The sequence below is a fragment of the Pseudomonas sp. Pdm06 genome (assembly GCF_014851795.1).
Classification (GTDB): Bacteria; Pseudomonadota; Gammaproteobacteria; order Pseudomonadales; family Pseudomonadaceae; genus Aquipseudomonas; species Aquipseudomonas fluorescens_AA.
Map to the genome: position 1 here is coordinate 239,180 of NZ_JACVAH010000005.1, position 18,764 is coordinate 257,943.

Consider the following 18,764-nt stretch of genomic DNA (forward strand, 5'->3'; position numbering starts at 1 on the left):
TTTGAGGAGATAGCATGATCGTTCGTCCCGTACGCAGCAGCGATTTACCCGCTCTGATCGCCCTGGCCCGCAGCACGGGCACCGGCCTGACCACCTTGCCGGCCAATGAAGAGCGCCTGGCCCATCGGGTCGGTTGGGCCGAGAAGACCTTTCGCGGCGAAGCCGGGCGCGGTGATGCGGACTACCTGTTCGTGCTCGAAGACGATGACGGTCGCGTGGTGGGCATTTCCGCCATCGCCGGTGCCGTGGGGCTGCGTGAGCCCTGGTACAACTTTCGGGTCGGCCTGACGGTCAGCGCTTCCCAGGAATTGAACATCTATCGGGAAATCCCGACCCTGTTCCTGGCCAACGACCTGACCGGCAATTCCGAGCTGTGCTCGCTGTTCCTCCACGCCGACTACCGCAGTGGCCTCAATGGCCGGATGCTGGCCAAGGCGCGGCTGTTGTTCATCGCCGAGTTCCCGCAGTTGTTCGGCAACAAGATCATTGCCGAGATGCGCGGCATGTCCGACGACAACGGACGTTCGCCGTTCTGGGAAAGCCTGGGCCGGCACTTCTTCAAAATGGAGTTCAGCCAGGCCGATTACCTCACCGGCGTGGGCAACAAGGCATTCATCGCTGAACTGATGCCCAAATTCCCGCTGTACACCTGTTTCCTGTCCGAAGGTGCCCGGGCCGTGATTGGCCAGGTTCATCCGGACACTGAACCGGCCTTGTCGATGCTCAAGAGCGAAGGTTTCAGCTATCAGGGTTACGTCGATATCTTCGACGCCGGCCCGGCGGTGGAGTGCGAGACCGGCAAGATCCGCGCGATTCGCGACAGCCAGGCGCTGGTGCTGGCCATCGGCACGCCGGGCGATGACGCCACGCCGTTCCTCATTCATAACCGCAAGCGCGAAGACTGCCGCATCACCGCTGCACCGGCGCGCTTCGCCGCAGGCACTCTGGTGGTCGATCCGCTGACCGCCAAGCGTCTTCAACTCAATGCCGGCGACCAGGTGCGTGCCGTTGCGTTGTCCGCTGCCCGGGAGTCGAAATGATGAATTCGTTGTACATCGCAGGTAGCTGGCTGGAAGGCCAGGGCGACCTCTTTGAGTCGTTGAACCCCGTGACCCAGCAGGTGTTGTGGTCGGGCAACGGCGCCACGGCGGCGCAAGTGGAGTCGGCGGTGCAGGCCGCGCGCCAGGCGTTCCCGGACTGGGCACGGCGCTCGCTGGATGAACGCATCCAGGTGCTGGAAGCTTTTGCCGCGGCCCTGAAAAGCCACGCTGACGAACTGGCCCAGTGCATCGGTGAAGAAACCGGCAAGCCGTTGTGGGAAGCGGCGACCGAAGTGACCAGCATGGTCAACAAAGTCGCCATTTCGGTGCAGAGCTACCGCGAGCGGACCGGCGAGAAGAGCGGCCCCCTGGGTGACGCCACCGCCGTGCTGCGCCACAAACCCCACGGCGTGGTGGCCGTCTTCGGCCCCTACAATTTCCCTGGTCACTTGCCCAATGGCCACATCGTGCCAGCGCTGCTGGCCGGCAACAGCGTGTTGTTCAAGCCGAGCGAGCTGACGCCGAAAGTCGCCGAGCTGACGGTCAAGTGCTGGGTCGAGGCCGGTCTGCCGGCGGGTGTGCTGAACCTGCTGCAAGGCGCGCGGGAAACCGGTATCGCCCTGGCGGCGAACCCGGGCATCGACGGGCTGTTCTTCACCGGCTCCAGCCGCACCGGCAATCTGTTGCATCAACAGTTCTCTGGCCGCCCGGACAAGATCCTGGCGCTGGAAATGGGCGGTAATAACCCGCTGGTGGTGGATGAGGTGGCGGACGTCGACGCGGCGGTCTACACCATCATCCAGTCTGCGTTCATTTCTGCTGGCCAACGCTGCACCTGTGCGCGTCGCCTGTTGGTGCCGCAAGGCCCGTGGGGCGATGCCTTGCTGGCGCGCCTGGTGGCGGTCAGCTCGACCCTTGAAGTCGGTGCCTTCGACCAGCAACCGGCACCGTTCATGGGTTCGGTGATTTCCCTGGGCGCGGCGAAGGCGCTGATGGATGCGCAAAACCATTTGCTCGGCAAAGGCGCCGTGCCGCTGTTGGCCATGACCCAGCCGCAGCCCCAGGCGGCATTGCTGACGCCGGGTATCCTGGATGTGACGGCGGTGGCCGAGCGTCCTGATGAAGAGCTGTTCGGGCCGTTGCTGCAAGTGATCCGCTACACGGACTTCGCCGCCGCCATCACCGAGGCCAACAATACGCAATACGGCCTGGCCGCCGGGTTGCTGTCCGATTCCCAGGCGCGTTACCAGCAATTCTGGCTGCAGAGCCGCGCCGGTATCGTCAACTGGAACAAACAGCTGACCGGCGCCGCCAGCAGCGCCCCGTTCGGCGGTGTCGGTGCCTCGGGCAACCATCGCGCCAGTGCTTATTACGCGGCCGATTATTGCGCGTACCCGGTGGCGTCCCTGGAGACCCCGAGCCTTGTCATGCCGGCTGCCCTGACCCCCGGTGTGCGCATGTCTTGAGACCGCCATCGCGGGCAAGCCTTGCTCCCACAGGCGTTATGCAAAACCTGTGAGAGCAAGCCTTGTCCCACAGGGCCTATGCAAAACCTGTGGGAGCAAGGCTTGCCCGCGATAGCCGCGACGCAGTAATTGATGCCTATAAAAAACAGATTCTCGTGGAGCCTCGCTGATGAAATCCTATGAAGTCAACTTTGACGGTCTAGTGGGGCCGACCCATAACTACGGCGGGCTCTCGTACGGCAACGTCGCGTCCCAGAGCAACAGCCAGCAGTCCTCCAACCCCAAGGAAGCGGCGTTGCAGGGCCTGGCGAAAATGAAAGCGCTGATGGACATGGGGTTCCAGCAAGGCGTGCTGGCGCCACAGGAGCGCCCGGACGTGGCGGCCCTGCGCCGGTTGGGCTTTGCCGGCAGCGATGCCCAGGTCATCCAGCAGGCCGCGAAAGAAGCGATGCCGCTGTTGGTCGCCAGTTGCTCGGCCTCCAGCATGTGGGTGGCCAACGCCGCCACGGTCAGCCCGAGCGCCGACACGGCCGACGGTCGCGTGCATTTCACCGCCGCCAACCTGAACTGCAAATACCACCGCAGCATCGAACACCCGACCACCAGTCGCGTGTTGGGGGCGATGTTTGCCGACCAGCAGCACTTCGCCCACCACGCCGCGTTGCCGGCGGTGGCGCAGTTCGGCGATGAAGGCGCGGCCAACCACACCCGTTTCTGCCGTGCCTACGGCGAGGCCGGCGTCGAATTCTTCGTCTTCGGTCGCAGCGCCTTCGACACCCGTTATCCCGCACCGCAGAAATACCCGGCGCGCCAGACCCTGGAAGCCTCCCAGGCCGTTGCCCGCCTGCATGGGCTGCGGGAGGAGGGCGTGGTGTACGCCCAACAGAATCCGTCGGTGATCGACCAGGGTGTGTTCCACAACGACGTGATCGCGGTGGGCAATGGCGAAGTGCTGTTCTATCACGAGGACGCGTTTCTCGAGACCGACAGGATGCTGGCCGAACTGAGCGGCAAACTCGCCAAGGTCGGTGGGAAATTTCAGTCGGTGTGCGTACCGCGTTCGGCGGTTACTGTCGATGACGCGGTACGTTCCTACCTGTTCAACAGCCAGTTGCTGTCGCGTCCCGACGGCTCCATGCTCTTGATCGTGCCGGAAGAATGCCGCGGCAACGAACGCGTCTGGCAATACCTGCAAGGCCTGACGGGCGCTGGCGGGGTCATTCGCGAAGTGAAGGTCTTCGACCTCAAGCAAAGCATGCAGAACGGTGGCGGCCCGGCTTGCCTGAGGTTGCGCGTGGCCCTCAATGAAACCGAGCTGGCGGCCGTCAACCCAGGGGTTATCATGACCGCGCCGCTGTACGATTCGCTGACCCAATGGGTCGAGCGGCACTACCGCGACCGCATGACCGAAAATGACCTGGCAGACCCGCAGTTGCTGCTCGAATGCCGTGCGGCACTGGATGAACTGACACAAATCCTTAAACTTGGCGCGGTTTATCCTTTCCAGATCAATTGAAAGCGCACGCGACCTGACTACAGTCAAAGCAGGGCGCGTTGCCTTATCCCCAGACGAGAACCTAAAGACATGAGCGATACCCTGCAGCTGATCCTTGAAGACACCGACGGCACCCAACTGGAAACCTCCTGCACCCGTGTCGCGGTGATGTGGCAAGGCAAGGAGTTGTGGATCCAGCAGGATGGCCGCGGTCAACTGCTGATCGGCGTCGATGTCGAGGAAGGGGACGAGGAATACGCCAACCTGTTGTTGCGTCCATTGGCGACCAACCTGGTCAGCCTGCAACTGGAAATGGAACCGGCGGACGTCGGCGACGATGACCATGTCCATGGCCCGGATTGCGGCCACGACCACTAAGGAAACCGCGCTATGCTCGCCCTCGGCAAACTGCTTGAACTGACCCTCGCCGGCCGTGAACCGGCGGAGAAGACTCAACTGACTGTCGAAGGCGTACGGATGCGCTGGTTGAGCGAGGGCGCGCTGGAGGTCAAGCCGCCCGAAGCCCGGGATAACGGCCTGGACCTGCTGCTGTCGGCCGGTATCCACGGCAATGAAACCGCGCCGATCGAATTGCTCGACCGCCTGCTGCACGACATTGCCCGTGGCGACCTGAAGCCGCGGGCACGCATTCTGTTCCTGTTCGGCAACCCCGAGGCCATCCGGCGCGGTGAGCGTTTCGTCGAACAGGACGTCAACCGGCTGTTCAATGGTCGCCATGAGCTCAGTGGCGGTCCTGAAGCGCTGCGGGCCTGCGAGCTGGAGCGGCTGGCCGCCAGTTTCTTCAGTCGGCCGGAACGCAGCCGCTTGCATTACGACCTGCACACCGCTATCCGCGGCTCGAAGATTGAGCAGTTTGCCCTATACCCATGGAAGGAAGGCCGCGCGCACTCACGCCATGAGCTGGCACGCTTGCGTGCCGCGGGCATGGAGGCGGTGTTGCTGCAGAACAAGCCGTCCATCGTCTTCAGTGCCTACACCTACGACCAGCTCGGCGCCGAGTCCTTCACCCTGGAGCTGGGCAAGGCCCGGCCATTCGGGCAGAACGACGGCGTCAACGTCAGCCTGCTGGAAAACCGCCTGCAACAGATCATCGAAGGTAACGAGCCGGCGCTGGATGAAGGGCTCGACGGCCTCCAGCTGTTCAGCGTGGCGCGGGAAATCATCAAGCACAGCGACAGCTTCCGCCTGAACCTGCCGGCGGACATCGAGAACTTCTCCGAGCTTGAAAAAGGTTATGTGCTGGCCGAGGACATCGCCCAGACCCGCTGGGTGATCGAAGAGGAGGGCGCCCGGATCATTTTCCCGAACCCCAAGGTCAAGAATGGCTTGCGGGCCGGGATCCTGATCGTGCCTGCTACGGACGAAAACCTGATCTAAAACCCACGCCGAACCATTGTGGGAGCGAGCTTGCTCGCGATAGCGGTGTTCCAGTCAAATGTTGAAGGTGACTGACACTCCGTCATCGCGAGCAAGCTCGCTCCCACAGGTTTTTTAGTGGCTTTTAGCTCGCTACCGCCCGCTGCTCACTGCGACGCAACGCCCGGGTCTTGTGCAAGGTATCGGCACAGGTCTTCGCCGCTTCCTGGCCCTTGTGCACGAAATGCTCGAAGAAAAACTTCTGATGCTCTTCCCCTGCATGGAAATGATGCGGCGTGAGCACCACCGAGAACACCGGCACTTCGGTTTCCAACTGCACCTGCATCAGGCCGCTGATGACCGATTGGGCGACGAACTCGTGACGGTAGATGCCCCCGTCCACCACCAGGCCGGCGGCGACGATGCCGGCGTAACGGCCTGACTTGGCCAGCAGCTTGGCGTGCAGCGGAATCTCGAATGCGCCGCCGACTTCGAAGAAGTCGATGTCGCTTTCCTGGTAACCCTGGGTGATCATTTCGGCGACGAAGCCTTTACGGCTCTGGTCGACGATTTCCTTGTGCCAGCAGGCCTGGATGAACGCGACGCGCTCGCCCGGATGACTTTTGCTTTTGCTGTCGATTGCAGTGGGTTGCATGTTCTGGTTCCTGTTTGTGTGAAAAACAGGGCGTCATGAATCGAAGGGGATTCGAGGGTACGCCGCGTACAAGACAGTCGCAGTCGGCCCTTGGGTACCAATCCCGTTCTCTCTTCATCCGGACTATGACCGTCGGCCCCGGGATCACACCGGGTCTGCTGACCTTGCCGCTACACCCCAAAAAGCGGTGTACCACCAAGCGCTCGCGGGCTATGCACGTTGCGTGCAATTACCGCCGGTGGGGAATTACACCCCGCCCTGAGAACGTTTTTGCCGCCATGGTTTTTGGCAGCGGAGGATTTTTAACACATAACCTACTGTGGGAGCGAGCCGTGGGAGCAAAGCTTGCTCGCGATAGCGGTGAGCCAGTCAACATCAATACAGCTGACCCGACGCTATCGCGAGCAAGCTTTGCTCCCACAAGGAAGGGGTTTGTTGCCCTTTCCGTCGACCAGGCTTGATTATTCCTGCCCATGCCCGCAGTAATTGCCCTTCGAAAGGGAATTCCCCCACCAGAGCCCGAGGCCAGATTCATGAGTGTTATCGATCTTCGCAGCGACACGGTCACCCAACCTACCGCCGGCATGCTGGATGCCATGGCCAGCGCGCCAACCGGCGATGATGTGTATGGCGAGGACCCGACTGTCAATCGCCTCGAAGCCGAACTGGCTGGGCGCCTGGGCTTCGCTGCGGCAATGTTCGTGCCCTCGGGCACGATGAGCAACCTGTTGGGGTTGATGGCCCACTGCGAGCGCGGCGATGAGTACATCGTCGGTCAGCAGGCCCACACCTACAAATACGAGGGCGGCGGTGCGGCGGTGCTCGGTTCGATCCAGCCCCAGCCTCTGGAGGTGCAGGCGGACGGTTCCCTGGACCTGGCGCACGTCGCCGCGGCGATCAAGCCCGATGACTTTCACTTTGCCCGCACCCGCCTATTGGCCCTGGAAAACACCATGCAGGGCAAGGTGCTGCCCCTGGAATACCTGGCCCGGGCCCGGCGTTTCACCCAGGAGCATGGCCTGGCCCTGCACCTGGACGGGGCGCGGTTGTACAACGCCGCGGTCAAGCTGAATGTCGATGCCCGGCAAATCACGCAACATTTCGATTCGGTGTCGGTGTGCCTGTCCAAGGGCCTTGGCGCTCCGGTGGGCTCGGTCCTGTGCGGCAGCGTCGAACTGATCGGCAAGGCCCGCCGGCTGCGCAAGATGGTCGGTGGCGGCATGCGCCAGGCCGGGATCCTCGCGGCGGCAGGGCTGTATGCGCTGGAACATCAGGTCCAGCGCCTGGCCGATGACCACGCCAATGCCCAGCGGCTTGCCGAGGGCTTGCGTGGGGCGGGTTACGAGGTCGAGCCGGTGCAAACCAACATGGTCTACGTAGAAGTGGGCGAGCGGGCCGAGGCGATCAAGGCGTTTGCCGATGAACGGGGCGTCAAGCTCAGCGCGGCGCCACGCCTGCGAATGGTGACGCACATGGACGTGAGCGCGGCGCAAATCGACCAGGTGGTCGCCACTTTCGTCGAATTTTCTCGCCAATGACCCGCTAACCGGGGCAATTGACAGTTTCTATCGTATAAACACGCTGTACCCCACGCGCAGGGCCGATATAATGCGGCCCTTTGCCGTTGCTTCGTCTGTTGACGTTTTGCACAGGCCTTTGGCCGCAGCCTCCGTGGAAGAACCTAATGAAAAGCGCAGAAATCCGTGAAGCCTTCCTTCGCTTCTTCGAAGAGCAAGGCCACACCCGAGTAGCCTCCAGCTCTTTGATTCCGGGCAACGACCCGACCCTGCTGTTCACCAACGCGGGGATGAACCAGTTCAAGGACTGCTTCCTGGGCCAGGAAAAACGTGCCTACACCCGTGCGGTAAGCAGCCAGAAGTGCGTGCGTGCCGGCGGCAAGCACAACGACCTGGAAAACGTCGGCTATACCGCACGTCACCACACGTTCTTCGAAATGCTGGGTAACTTCAGCTTCGGTGACTATTTCAAGCGTGACGCCATCACCTTCGCCTGGACCTTCCTGACGTCCGACAAGTGGTTGAACCTGCCCAAGGAAAAGCTTTGGGTAACGGTCTACGCCACCGACGACGAAGCCTACGACATCTGGACCAAAGAGGTCGGTGTCCCGGCAGAGCGCATGGTGCGCATTGGCGACAACAAAGGCGCGCCTTACGCCTCCGATAACTTCTGGACCATGGGCGACACCGGCCCATGCGGCCCTTGCACCGAGATCTTCTACGATCACGGCGCCGACATCTGGGGCGGCCCACCCGGCTCGCCGGAAGAAGACGGCGACCGCTACATCGAGATCTGGAACAACGTATTCATGCAGTTCAACCGCACCGCCGATGGCGTGTTGCATCCGCTGCCAGCGCCGTCGGTGGACACCGGCATGGGCCTGGAGCGGATCAGTGCGGTGCTGCAGCACGTTCATTCCAACTACGAAATCGACCTGTTCCAGAGCCTGCTGAGCGCGTCGGCCAAGGCCATCGGTTGCACCAACGACAACCAGGCCTCGCTGAAAGTGGTCGCCGACCACATCCGTTCCTGCGGCTTCCTGATTGCCGACGGCGTGCTGCCTTCCAACGAAGGTCGTGGCTATGTGCTGCGCCGAATCATCCGTCGCGCCTGCCGCCACGGTAACAAGCTGGGCGCCAAGGGCAGCTTCTTCTATCAGATCGTCGCGGCATTGGCGGCCGAGATGGGCGACGCCTTCCCGGAACTCAAGTCCCAGCAGGCGCATATCGAACGCGTACTCAAGGCTGAAGAAGAGCAATTCGCCAAGACCCTGGAGCAAGGCTTGAAGATCCTCGAGCAAGACCTGGCCGAACTCAAGGGCAACGTGGTCCCGGGCGACGTGGTGTTCAAGCTGTACGACACCTATGGCTTCCCGATGGACCTGACCGGCGACATTGCCCGCGAACGCAACCTGACCCTCGACGAGGAAGGGTTCGAGCGCGAGATGGAAGCCCAGCGGGTGCGTGCGCGTTCCGCCAGCTCCTTTGGCATGGACTACAACAGCCTGGTCAAAGTAGACGTGGCCACCGAGTTCACCGGTTATGCCGGCACCACCGGCTCGGCCAAGATCGTTGCCATCTATAAGGACGGGCAATCGGTCGACATCCTGAGCGAAGGCCAGGAAGGCGTGATCGTGCTGGACAAGACCCCGTTCTACGCCGAATCCGGCGGCCAGATCGGCGACAGCGGTTACCTGCAGGCGGGCAGCTCGCGTTTCGACGTGCGTGACACCACCAAGACCGGCGGCGCGTTCCTGCACCACGGCGTGCTGGCGTCGGGCAGCCTGATGATCGCCGCCCCGGTGGCCGCCCATGTCGACGCAGAGGTGCGCCATGCGACGTCGCTGAACCACTCCGCCACGCACTTGCTGCACGCGGCGTTGCGCCAGGTGCTGGGCGAGCATGTCCAGCAGAAGGGCTCGTTGGTGGACAGTCAGCGCCTGCGCTTTGACTTCAGCCATTTCGAAGCCATCAAGCCTGAGCAACTCAAGGCGCTGGAAGAGATCGTCAACGCCGAGATTCGCAAGAACTCCCCGGTGGAAACCGAAGAGACCGACATCGAGACCGCCAAGCGCAAGGGTGCGATGGCGTTGTTCGGCGAGAAGTACGGCGACAGCGTGCGCGTGCTGAGCATGGGCGACTTCTCCGTTGAACTGTGCGGTGGTATCCACGCCAACCGGACCGGCGACATCGGCCTGATGAAAATCATCAGCGAAGGTGGCGTGGCATCCGGTGTGCGCCGGATCGAAGCGGTCACCGGCGCCGCGGCCCTGGCGTACCTCAACGCGGCCGAAGAACAACTCAAGGAAGCGGCTACCCTGATCAAGGGCAGTCGCGACAACCTGATCGACAAGCTGTCGGCTGTGCTGGAGCGCAACCGCCTGCTGGAAAAGCAACTCGAGCAGTTGCAGGCCAAGGCCGCCAGCGCCGCGGGCGACGATCTGTCGGCCCAGGCGGTGGACGTCAAGGGCGTGAAGGTGCTGGCCGTGCGTCTGGACGGCCAGGATGGCAAGGCGCTGCTGGCGCTGGTCGATCAACTGAAAAACAAACTCGGCCGCGCAGTGATCCTGCTCGGCAGTGTCCATGAGGAAAAGGTCGTTCTCGTCGCAGGCGTGACCAAAGACCTGACTGGCCAACTCAAGGCCGGTGATTTGATGAAGCAGGCCGCTGCGGCAGTGGGCGGCAAGGGCGGTGGTCGTCCGGACATGGCGCAAGGCGGTGGTACCGACGTCGGCGCCCTGGACGCGGCACTGGCCCAGACCGTTGCATTCGTAGAGCAGGGTATTTAAGGCAGCGTCGCCGGGCTCGTGGTCTAGTGACGAGCCTGGCCGCTGTTTGAGTGATTTATTGGGCGCCCTTCATGGGCAGAGGCGGCTTTGAAATGGCTTTGATCGTACAGAAATTTGGAGGCACCTCGGTCGGCACTGTCGAGAGAATCGAACAAGTCGCCGACAAGGTTAAGAAATTCCGTGAAGCGGGCGATGACCTGGTGGTTGTGCTGTCGGCAATGAGCGGCGAGACCAACCGTCTGATCGATCTGGCCAAGCAAATCAGCGGCGACCAGCAACCGGTTCCCCGTGAGCTGGACGTGATCGTTTCCACTGGCGAGCAGGTGACCATCGCCTTGCTGGCCATGGCGCTGATCAAGCGTGGCGTGCCGGCGGTGTCCTACACCGGCAACCAGGTGCGTATCCTGACGGACAGCGCGCACAACAAAGCACGTATCCTGCAGATCGACGACCAGAAGATTCGCGGCGACCTGAAGGCTGGCCGTGTCGTGGTTGTCGCCGGTTTCCAGGGCGTGGACGAGCAGGGCAATATCACCACCCTCGGCCGTGGCGGTTCCGACACCACGGGCGTAGCACTGGCGGCGGCTCTCAAGGCTGACGAATGCCAGATCTACACCGATGTGGACGGTGTCTACACCACCGACCCACGGGTGGTGCCTGTGGCCCAGCGCCTGGACAAGATCACGTTCGAAGAAATGCTGGAAATGGCCAGTCTCGGCTCGAAGGTGTTGCAGATCCGGGCGGTCGAATTCGCCGGCAAGTACAACGTTCCGCTGCGCGTCCTGCACAGCTTCAAAGAGGGTCCGGGCACCCTCATTACTATTGATGAAGAGGAATCCATGGAACAGCCGATCATTTCCGGCATCGCTTTCAACCGCGATGAGGCCAAGCTGACCATCCGTGGCGTGCCAGACACCCCCGGCGTGGCGTTCAAGATTCTCGGCCCGATCAGTGCCGCGAACATCGAAGTCGACATGATCGTGCAGAACGTCTCGCACGATAACACCACTGACTTCACCTTCACCGTGCACCGCAACGACTACCAGTCTGCCGAAGCGATCCTGAAAAAGACCGCTGGCGAGATCGGTGCCCGGGAAGTGGTGGGCGATACCAAGATCGCCAAGGTCTCGATCGTCGGTGTCGGCATGCGTTCCCACGCAGGCGTGGCCAGCCGCATGTTCGAATCCCTGGCCAAGGAAAGCATCAACATCCAGATGATCTCTACTTCGGAAATCAAGGTTTCCGTGGTGATCGAAGAGAAATACCTGGAACTGGCCGTGCGCGCCCTGCACACGGCTTTCGAGCTCGACGCTGCTGCCCAACCGGGCGAGTAAAGCGTTATCCAGAGGGCGCGGCTGGACCGCGCCCTTTGTTTTTCTGAATGGCGCGTCCCAAAACTGTTCTTTTGCCCGCGCTGGTCAATACTAGGCCTGTAGGCTTCGACCGTTTCGGTTGTAGGTCCAATGCCTTTTTTTTGCAGACTGTTGTCCCTTAAGTGAATTGCGTGAGGAGAAAGGTATGCTGATTCTGACTCGTCGGTGTGCAGAAAGCCTGATTATTGGCGATGGCGAAATCACCGTGACCGTGCTCGGCGTCAAAGGAAACCAAGTGCGTATTGGCGTCAACGCCCCGAAAGAGGTTGCTGTACACCGGGAGGAAATCTACCTGCGTATCAAGAAAGAGAAGGACGACGAACCAAGCCATTAATTTTTATCGATTTTTATGTTTGCAAACGGGGATGAAGGTGGTTAATATACGCCCCGTGTTGCGGAGAGCTGGCCGAGTGGCCGAAGGCGCTCCCCTGCTAAGGGAGTACACCTCAAAAGGGTGTCGGGGGTTCGAATCCCCCGTTCTCCGCCATTATTCGTTTAGTGCGTCAGAACCTGGCTTGATCAGTAAGTGATTGAAATTACTGAAAAAAGCGCTTTACAAAAGGATTTGACGACCTATAATGCGCGGCAACAAATGCACTCGTAGCTCAGCTGGATAGAGTACTCGGCTACGAACCGAGCGGTCACAGGTTCGAATCCTGTCGAGTGCACCATTTAAGAGTTGTTTGCAGCAATGCAAATAACTTGGCTTCAACCAGTTGTGATCTGGTATAAAACCACAACTTGCACTCGTAGCTCAGCTGGATAGAGTACTCGGCTACGAACCGAGCGGTCACAGGTTCGAATCCTGTCGAGTGCACCAAACACCAAAAAGCCCGCGTTTAACGCGGGCTTTTTGCTGTCTACGATTTGCCTTTCACGCACCCCCTTTCATCGAACACGACCTCTGCGCTGCGACCTTTCTTCGCCTTGTAGGTATACCGTGTGCTCGAATTTCGAATCTTGATTGAGTCTGGCTTGCCCAGGGCGCTCTCGACGTCCTGTTGGCTCATGCCGACGACGATTCGTCGTTCCAGGATGGCGTCACGGCGTTGCCTGGCATCGATGAGGTTCCCGCAGCGGTCCTGGAACTGGCCAACGACGGTCGGCTCCTTGCGTGTGGTTGTGTTGCCGGATGTTTGCCGATGCTCCGCTTCGGGCAGCATCGCCTCGGTCGTCGGCTCGATCGAACCTGGGCTGTAGGGATGGATCTGCTGGAGTGACAGGGCTTCACCCGGGCCACAACTCAAGGTGGTGAATGTCACGTGCCCCGCGCTGCTTTCGCAGCGATGCACGGTTTGCCCGGCGGCCCACAAAGGCAGGCAGGGCAGGCTGGCGAGCAGGATCAGGTAGTGGTTGATGGGCATCCGGTCGTCCTCCTTGACGGTGCAGGAGAACAGGGTAGTCGCCGCATTCCTGTCGAGGCGTGTGTTTTCTTTTCCGGATAAGTCGTCGTAGAGGGGAAGGTTCAGCTTGCGTTCAGGTTTGTCTCGCAAGCGCTTGTTCTTGCCATGATTTTTTAGCGTTTTAAAGCGTCAAGCGGTGTATGATTGCGCCCGTCAGCCCCGCCGGGGCTTTGGAATATCTCCATGGACTTACCCAGTAGTTACTCAATATTTAGTTTTGCCAATCATGAATTAACTGATTGATCCTTCCGGCGTGCTCCACTGCTGGGAGTGGAGTTCGCCTATGACCCAAGTAGAAGTAAAAAAAACGCAGGAAAGCCTTCAGGATCGTCTCGCTCAAGTCGTTGAGCTGCTGCAGCGCCAGCGGGTCGTCGAAGACCTGACGCATCGCCAGGAAGGCCCGAATCATGACCGGGTCGAGAACCTGGTCCACCGGCAGAATCTCGTCGAACTGCAACGCAAGCTCGATGACCTGCACTCCGCCGACGTCGCCTACATTCTTGAAGCCTTGCCCCTGGAAGAGCGTCTGACGGTCTGGCAGTTGGTCAAGGCTGATCGAGACGGTGACATCCTGCTCGAAGTGTCGGATTCGGTTCGCGAAACCCTGATCGCCGACATGGATGATCATGAGTTGCTGGCGGCGGCCAAGGAAATGGACGCCGACGAACTCGCCGACCTTGCGCCCGAACTGCCACGGGACGTTGTCCATGAACTGATGGAAGCCCTCGACGGCCAGCAACGTGAGCGTGTGCGCTCGGCGTTGTCCTATGACGAGGAGCAGGTCGGTGCGTTGATGGACTTCGAGATGGTGACGATCCGCGAGGATGTCAGCCTTGAAGTGGTCTTGCGCTACCTGCGTCGTCTCAAGGAGCTGCCCGGCCATACCGACAAGCTTTTCGTGGTCGACTACGACGGCGTGCTCAAGGGCGTGCTGCCCATCAAGCGTTTGCTCGTCAACGATCCGGAAAAGCAGGTGGCCGAGGTCATGGCCAGCGATCCGGTGAGCTTCCACCCGGACGAAGACGCCTACGATGCGGCCCAGGCATTCGAACGTTATGACTTGATTTCCGCGCCGGTGGTCGACAAGAACGGCAAGTTGATCGGCCGTCTGACCATCGATGAAATGGTCGACTTGATTCGTGAGGAAAGCGAAAGCGAAGTCCTCAACATGGCCGGTCTGCGCGAAGAAGAAGATATCTTCGCCTCGGTCTGGAAGTCCCTGCGTAACCGCTGGGCCTGGCTGGCGATCAACCTGATCACGGCGTTTGTCGCTTCCCGGGTCATCGGCCTGTTCGAAGGCTCCATCGAGAAGCTGGTGGCGCTCGCGGCGCTGATGCCCATCGTCGCCGGTATCGGTGGCAACTCCGGTAACCAGACCATCACCATGATCGTCCGTGCCATGGCGCTGGACCAGGTCAGCACCGGCAATACATCGCGATTGATGCGCAAGGAACTGGCGGTCTCCTTGATCAACGGCGTGATTTGGGGTGGGGTGATTGGTGTGGTGGCTTATCTGCTTTATGGCAGTTGGTCGCTGGGAGTGGTCATGACGGCCGCAATGACGCTCAACCTGCTGCTGGCGGCATTGATGGGGGTCTTGATCCCCATGACCCTGGCCCGCATGGGGCGCGATCCTGCCATGGGTGCCAGTGTCATGATTACCGCTGTGACCGACAGCGGCGGGTTCTTCATTTTCCTGGGGTTGGCGACGATTTTCCTGCTCTGAGTCGCTCATCAAGAAACCCGCCTGTTTGGCGTGAAACTGTTCACTTGGAAAAAACGGCGCTTCTTTCAGAAATGGGAAGCGCCGTTTTTTTGAGTTTCTTTCGATTGATGGGGCGCCGGGATCAAGCGTCCAAAGCAAGAGCAGCTGGCAGGTCCAGCCGCTATGCAATGGCACTACCGCTATCACGAGCAAGCTCGCTCCCACATGGGGTTGCGGGTGATTGACCGATATGAGGTCACCAGCAATTGCTTCTATCGGGCCAGGGCAAACGCCAGGCAAAAAAAAGCCAGCACGAGGCTGGCTTGAGTGTTTTGGCTGTGATCAGGTCGCTTCTGCGGCCATCTCTACGTCATGGGCAATCAGCGAAACGAGCGCGTTCTGCTGACGGTGGGAGAGTTGTCGGAAGCGTTGAAGCAACTCGCGTTCATGCAAAGACAGCTCTGGGCTGTCCAGGCGCATGCTCAACTCTTCACCCAAGGCGCCTTCCTGAATCAGGCTTTGCTCCAGGCGCGCAATGATTTCGGAGTTCATGCTGCGATGATGATTACGAGCCACCTCGGCAATGCGTTCCCGCATTCCGTCTGGCAGACGCACGACGAACTTGTCAGCCGTACGGCTGGAATAAATTGCCTTTGTCATTGGGCGCATATTTATTTAACCGGTTAGTTCAGGGGAGCGGTTCTCGGGATTGGCCGCAGGATGTCGATAGGACAAGCTCCACTGCCAAATGTTCAACCTGAATTGTTAAGAGGCCCGCATCATGCCTCAAAATTGCCAGATCATTGGCGCCAATTCTGTGACAAATTCTGATCCGGGTAAAGGCGTTATGCCAGCACCTTTCATCAAAAAATGCGGACTGGTTGGAAAAAAACAACAGGTTCGCATTTTGTGACCGTCGAATTGTGTCGTTGTGCCATACCGTCTGGCGGATAACGGAAATGGACCAAAACGCGTGTCGTCCCTGTCTTGTATAGGATAGTGGCAAATGGCCGATTTACTAGGATAAACACGCCAGGGGCAGATGAATGGCGGCCTGGGCCAGCCGCTTGGCCTTGTCAGCCTTCCGAGCAGTACCATTTGCCTACACTTAAAAAACAGCGACGACATGACAAACGCAGGGCAGGTCGTTACCATGCACGCCGTCCCGCGCACCGCGTTTCTTGTGGTCGACTCGTGTCTCAGTAGCTCAATTGGATAGAGCATCCCCCTCCTAAGGGGAAGGTTGGCAGTTCGAACCTGCCCTGGGACACCATTATAAACAGTGGGTTAGCGCACATGCCGCTGACTTTTCCTGGTTGCATTGCCCCTCTCCAGATGAACGACCCCGGCTTGAGCGCGTCGTTCCTGCCTCGCACAGCTCCTCAATTCTCCCAAGCTGTGACCAACTGCCCATTTTTACCCATTTGTATCGAGCATATTTCGATACCGCGAAACTTTCTCCCCACTCTGCTATCAGACCGTTTCGGTACGTTGTAGGACTTTTCCTTCGTTTCCGATGGATTACGTACCTTGTTATTTATCTGCGTCAGTGCCAATGCCGCTTCCGGCGAGCCTGACTTACCGTGTCTTCGATTCAGGCCACAAGGATGTGACATGCAGCCAGCCGCACCCTGCCGAACGCGTAAACCGAGTAGCCCTCGCCGTTGTGCTGGCGGAACCCGTTCATCCGCACAGAACGCCAAGCGTCTCGCCCTGCTGCTGATGGCGGCCTGGATGACGGGCGCGTGGAGCGCTGCGCAGGCGGCCGGACCTGAAGAAGAACTGCTGCGCCAGCAAGAGCGCGAACGGGTTTTGCGCGATCAGTTGGAGTCCCGGCCCGACGTGCGCCTGCAGGCAGCACCCGTGGGTGAAGGTGCCGAGCGCTTGCCCGCCAAGGAAAGTCCCTGCTTTGCCATCAATGACGTCCGCCTGATCGGCGAGGCGTCGGAAAAATTCCAGTGGGCGTTGCGCGCCGCCAATCCCAAGGATGATCCCGCCATCGGTCGTTGCCTCGGCGGCGGCGGGATCAACCTGACGATGAAACGCATGCAGAATGCGATCATCGAGGCCGGCTACGTCACCACTCGCGTACTTGCCGAAGCCCAGGACTTGAACAGTGGGGTGCTGGTGTTGACCCTGGTGCCAGGGCGCATTCGCGAGATTCGTTTCGAGGAGGGTACCAGCGCCCGCGCCAATGCCTGGAACGCGATGCCGGCCAATCCTGGCGATCTGCTCAACTTGCGCGACATCGAGCAGGCGCTGGAGAACTTCAAGCGCGTGCCGACCGCTGAGGCCGACATCAAGATCGCGCCAGCCCGTGCCGTCGACGCCAGGCCCGGTGAGAGCGACGTGGTGATCGCCTGGAGCCAGCGGTTCCCCGCCCGGGTGAGCCTGTCGGTGGACAATTCCGGCAGCAAGAGCACGGGCAAATACCAGGGCAACGTATCGCTGTCCTTGGACAACCTGCTGTCACTCAACGATTTGTTCTACGCCAGCGTCAACCATGACTTGGGCGGCGGCGAGTCCGGGCACCGCGGTTCCGATGGCAGCACGCTGCATTATTCGCTGCCGTTCGGTTACTGGCAGTTGGGGTTCACCAGCAGTGAATACAACTACGAACAGTCCGTTGCCGGCGCTAACCAGTCCTATCAGTACCGAGGCGAGAGTCGTAACAACGAGGTGCGCCTGTCGCGCCTGCTGTACCGCGACGCCGTTCGCAAGACCACCGCCTGGGGCAGCCTGTGGACGCGCTCGTCGGAGAACTTCATCGACGACACCGAGGTCGGCAACCAGAAGCGCCGCATGGCTGGCTGGCAGTTGGGGTTGGACCATCGGGAGTTCATTGGTGCTTCGATTCTTGACCTGGGCGTCGCCTATCGTCGCGGCACCGGTGCCCACGACGCGCTCAGGGCACCTGAGGAAGATTTCGACGCCGGTACGTCGCGCTCGCAGATCATCACCGCCGATGCCCAATTGCAGGTGCCGTTCCAGGTCGGCGATCAGCGCCTGCGCTACATCGGTGGCTGGCGCGCGCAATGGAACCGTACGCCGTTGGTGCCCCAGGATCGCTTCTCCATCGGCGGGCGCTACAGCGTGCGCGGCTTCGATGGTGAAAACATTCTTTCCGCCGACCGTGGCTGGACCCTGCGCAACGAAATAGGCCTGTCCCTGGGGCAGACCGGCCAGGAGCTCTACACCGGCATCGACTATGGCGAAGTCAGCGGCCAATCCAGTGAGTTCCTGATCGGCCAGCGCCTGGCGGGGGCCGTGGTGGGTATACGCGGCGGTTACAAGGGCCTGTCCTATGACTGGTCGGTAGGTACGCCGTTGAAGAAACCCGATGGTTTCGAGACGGCCAACGTGACCAGCGCGTTCACCGTCATCTGGTCATTCTGAGGTGATCCCATGCAGTTCGAGACGCTAGACATTATCGCTCCTGGCCTGATCGACGAACCCTGGAGCGAAGCCGCGGTGTTCGGCTCCGCCACCTGGTTGTGGATGCATTCCAAGGCCCATCGCGATGCGCCGTTGCACACCTTGCCGACATTGCTGTTGCCGGCGCTCAAGCATCGCCAGTTCGTGCTCGGCTCCGAACACGGCAAGCCGGTGTTCTACCTGTCCTGGCTCAACCTCGACGAGGCGGCAGAGCAACGTTACCTGCGCCAGTCGCCGCTGGCGCTGAGCCAAGAGGACTGGAACAGCGGCGAACGTCTCTGGCTCAACGACTGGGTCGCCCCCTTTGGCCACACGGCGGTATTGAGCCGCCTGTTGCAACGTCACCTTTTCATCGATCGCTGCGCCCGAGCCCTCTATCACCGAGGCGACGAGCGTGGCCTGCGGGTCAAGACATTCCAAGGGATCGGGGTCATCCCCGAACAGGCCCAGGCCTGGTTTGCCGCTCACCCGCTGGCAGTCGAAGCGTAACTCCAACCACTGGTCGTGCG

The 18,764-nt window shown here is 60.6% G+C and carries 15 protein-coding genes, 4 tRNA genes and 1 riboswitch; of the genes, 16 read left to right on the forward strand and 3 right to left on the reverse strand.

Translation table 11 applies throughout. The features are described from left to right. The first annotated feature begins 14 nt into the window (after positions 1 to 14). The 5 genes from astA to astE all read left to right on the forward strand — a co-directional run bounded on the left by astA (position 15) and on the right by astE (position 5,399). Positions 15 to 1,040: an arginine N-succinyltransferase gene (gene astA, locus IB266_RS11120; RefSeq protein WP_060741009.1), complete on the forward strand. Its 1,026-nt coding sequence runs from the start codon at positions 15 to 17 to the stop codon at positions 1,038 to 1,040. After that, positions 1,037 to 2,506 carry a succinylglutamate-semialdehyde dehydrogenase gene (gene astD, locus IB266_RS11125; protein ID WP_177431697.1) on the forward strand — a complete coding sequence of 490 codons (1,470 nt, stop codon included), beginning with the start codon at positions 1,037 to 1,039 and terminating at the stop codon, positions 2,504 to 2,506. The genes astA and astD overlap by 4 nt, the downstream gene beginning before the upstream one ends. Positions 2,507 to 2,675: 169 nt before the next feature. After that, positions 2,676 to 4,022, forward strand: a complete 1,347-nt coding sequence (gene astB, locus IB266_RS11130; protein ID WP_192261212.1) for an N-succinylarginine dihydrolase — start codon at positions 2,676 to 2,678, stop codon at positions 4,020 to 4,022. Between the two features lie 69 nt (positions 4,023 to 4,091). Continuing rightward, complete coding sequence (locus IB266_RS11135) at positions 4,092 to 4,379, forward strand: hypothetical protein (RefSeq protein ID WP_003178862.1); 288 nt, start codon at positions 4,092 to 4,094, stop codon at positions 4,377 to 4,379. Positions 4,380 to 4,391: 12 nt separating this feature from the next. Beyond that, a complete protein-coding gene (gene astE, locus IB266_RS11140) occupies positions 4,392 to 5,399 on the forward strand; it encodes a succinylglutamate desuccinylase (RefSeq protein WP_192261213.1) in 1,008 nt (335 codons plus the stop codon). Positions 5,400 to 5,523: 124 nt separating this feature from the next. On the opposite strand, the gene IB266_RS11145 is transcribed toward astE, so the two are convergent. Beyond that, positions 5,524 to 6,033, reverse strand: coding sequence for a 6,7-dimethyl-8-ribityllumazine synthase (locus IB266_RS11145; RefSeq protein WP_060741013.1), 510 nt, complete (start codon positions 6,031 to 6,033; stop codon positions 5,524 to 5,526). Between the two features lie 101 nt (positions 6,034 to 6,134). Beyond that, a riboswitch (FMN riboswitch) is annotated at positions 6,135 to 6,303 on the reverse strand. Positions 6,304 to 6,566: 263 nt separating this feature from the next. Here IB266_RS11145 and ltaE point away from each other — a divergent pair. The 7 genes from ltaE to IB266_RS11180 all read left to right on the forward strand — a co-directional run bounded on the left by ltaE (position 6,567) and on the right by IB266_RS11180 (position 12,532). After that, the gene (ltaE, locus tag IB266_RS11150; RefSeq protein WP_192261214.1) at positions 6,567 to 7,571 is read left to right on the forward strand and encodes a low-specificity L-threonine aldolase; all 1,005 of its coding nucleotides are present in this window, start codon (positions 6,567 to 6,569) and stop codon (positions 7,569 to 7,571) included. Positions 7,572 to 7,717: 146 nt separating this feature from the next. Beyond that, complete coding sequence (alaS, locus tag IB266_RS11155; protein WP_060741015.1) at positions 7,718 to 10,339, forward strand: alanine--tRNA ligase; 2,622 nt, start codon at positions 7,718 to 7,720, stop codon at positions 10,337 to 10,339. A 92-nt stretch (positions 10,340 to 10,431) separates the two neighbouring features. Next, complete coding sequence (locus tag IB266_RS11160; RefSeq protein WP_014339802.1) at positions 10,432 to 11,673, forward strand: aspartate kinase; 1,242 nt, start codon at positions 10,432 to 10,434, stop codon at positions 11,671 to 11,673. A gap of 184 nt (positions 11,674 to 11,857) precedes the next feature. Next, positions 11,858 to 12,046, forward strand: a complete 189-nt coding sequence (gene csrA, locus IB266_RS11165) for a carbon storage regulator CsrA (RefSeq protein ID WP_003178872.1) — start codon at positions 11,858 to 11,860, stop codon at positions 12,044 to 12,046. Positions 12,047 to 12,108: 62 nt separating this feature from the next. Then, positions 12,109 to 12,199 (forward strand) — tRNA-Ser (locus IB266_RS11170). Between the two features lie 107 nt (positions 12,200 to 12,306). Then, positions 12,307 to 12,383 (forward strand) — tRNA-Arg (locus IB266_RS11175). Positions 12,384 to 12,455: 72 nt separating this feature from the next. After that, a tRNA-Arg gene (locus IB266_RS11180) sits at positions 12,456 to 12,532 on the forward strand. Between the two features lie 40 nt (positions 12,533 to 12,572). Here IB266_RS11180 and IB266_RS11185 read toward each other — a convergent pair. Then, complete coding sequence (locus tag IB266_RS11185) at positions 12,573 to 13,076, reverse strand: cell envelope protein SmpA (protein ID WP_192261273.1); 504 nt, start codon at positions 13,074 to 13,076, stop codon at positions 12,573 to 12,575. 322 nt (positions 13,077 to 13,398) lie between these two features. On the opposite strand from IB266_RS11185, the gene mgtE reads away from it, so the two are divergent. Further along, complete coding sequence (mgtE, locus tag IB266_RS11190) at positions 13,399 to 14,841, forward strand: magnesium transporter (RefSeq protein ID WP_060741018.1); 1,443 nt, start codon at positions 13,399 to 13,401, stop codon at positions 14,839 to 14,841. Between the two features lie 321 nt (positions 14,842 to 15,162). On the opposite strand, the gene IB266_RS11195 is transcribed toward mgtE, so the two are convergent. Continuing rightward, on the reverse strand, positions 15,163 to 15,489 hold the full coding sequence (locus tag IB266_RS11195; RefSeq protein ID WP_060741019.1) for an Arc family DNA-binding protein: 327 nt from the start codon (positions 15,487 to 15,489) through the stop codon (positions 15,163 to 15,165). Positions 15,490 to 16,016: 527 nt separating this feature from the next. Between IB266_RS11195 and IB266_RS11200 the strand changes: the two genes are divergently transcribed. The 3 genes from IB266_RS11200 (at position 16,017) to IB266_RS11210 (ending at position 18,744) form a co-directional block, all read left to right on the forward strand. Then, positions 16,017 to 16,093 (forward strand) — tRNA-Arg (locus IB266_RS11200). A 461-nt stretch (positions 16,094 to 16,554) separates the two neighbouring features. Beyond that, entirely contained in the window at positions 16,555 to 18,216 is a 1,662-nt protein-coding gene (locus IB266_RS11205) for a ShlB/FhaC/HecB family hemolysin secretion/activation protein (RefSeq protein WP_192261215.1), read from the forward strand. A 9-nt stretch (positions 18,217 to 18,225) separates the two neighbouring features. Further along, entirely contained in the window at positions 18,226 to 18,744 is a 519-nt protein-coding gene (locus IB266_RS11210; protein ID WP_060741021.1) for a toxin-activating lysine-acyltransferase, read from the forward strand. Positions 18,745 to 18,764: the final 20 nt, after the last annotated feature.

Coding starts and splice junctions, on each gene's coding strand:
- astA (WP_060741009.1), top strand. CDS start 15: ATGATCGTTCGTCCCGTACGCAGCAGCGATTTACCCGCTCTGATCGCC.
- astD (WP_177431697.1), top strand. CDS start 1,037: ATGATGAATTCGTTGTACATCGCAGGTAGCTGGCTGGAAGGCCAGGGC.
- astB (WP_192261212.1), top strand. CDS start 2,676: ATGAAATCCTATGAAGTCAACTTTGACGGTCTAGTGGGGCCGACCCAT.
- IB266_RS11135 (WP_003178862.1), top strand. CDS start 4,092: ATGAGCGATACCCTGCAGCTGATCCTTGAAGACACCGACGGCACCCAA.
- astE (WP_192261213.1), top strand. CDS start 4,392: ATGCTCGCCCTCGGCAAACTGCTTGAACTGACCCTCGCCGGCCGTGAA.
- IB266_RS11145 (WP_060741013.1), bottom strand. CDS start 6,033: ATGCAACCCACTGCAATCGACAGCAAAAGCAAAAGTCATCCGGGCGAG.
- ltaE (WP_192261214.1), top strand. CDS start 6,567: ATGAGTGTTATCGATCTTCGCAGCGACACGGTCACCCAACCTACCGCC.
- alaS (WP_060741015.1), top strand. CDS start 7,718: ATGAAAAGCGCAGAAATCCGTGAAGCCTTCCTTCGCTTCTTCGAAGAG.
- IB266_RS11160 (WP_014339802.1), top strand. CDS start 10,432: ATGGCTTTGATCGTACAGAAATTTGGAGGCACCTCGGTCGGCACTGTC.
- csrA (WP_003178872.1), top strand. CDS start 11,858: ATGCTGATTCTGACTCGTCGGTGTGCAGAAAGCCTGATTATTGGCGAT.
- IB266_RS11185 (WP_192261273.1), bottom strand. CDS start 13,076: ATGCCCATCAACCACTACCTGATCCTGCTCGCCAGCCTGCCCTGCCTG.
- mgtE (WP_060741018.1), top strand. CDS start 13,399: ATGACCCAAGTAGAAGTAAAAAAAACGCAGGAAAGCCTTCAGGATCGT.
- IB266_RS11195 (WP_060741019.1), bottom strand. CDS start 15,489: ATGCGCCCAATGACAAAGGCAATTTATTCCAGCCGTACGGCTGACAAG.
- IB266_RS11205 (WP_192261215.1), top strand. CDS start 16,555: ATGACGGGCGCGTGGAGCGCTGCGCAGGCGGCCGGACCTGAAGAAGAA.
- IB266_RS11210 (WP_060741021.1), top strand. CDS start 18,226: ATGCAGTTCGAGACGCTAGACATTATCGCTCCTGGCCTGATCGACGAA.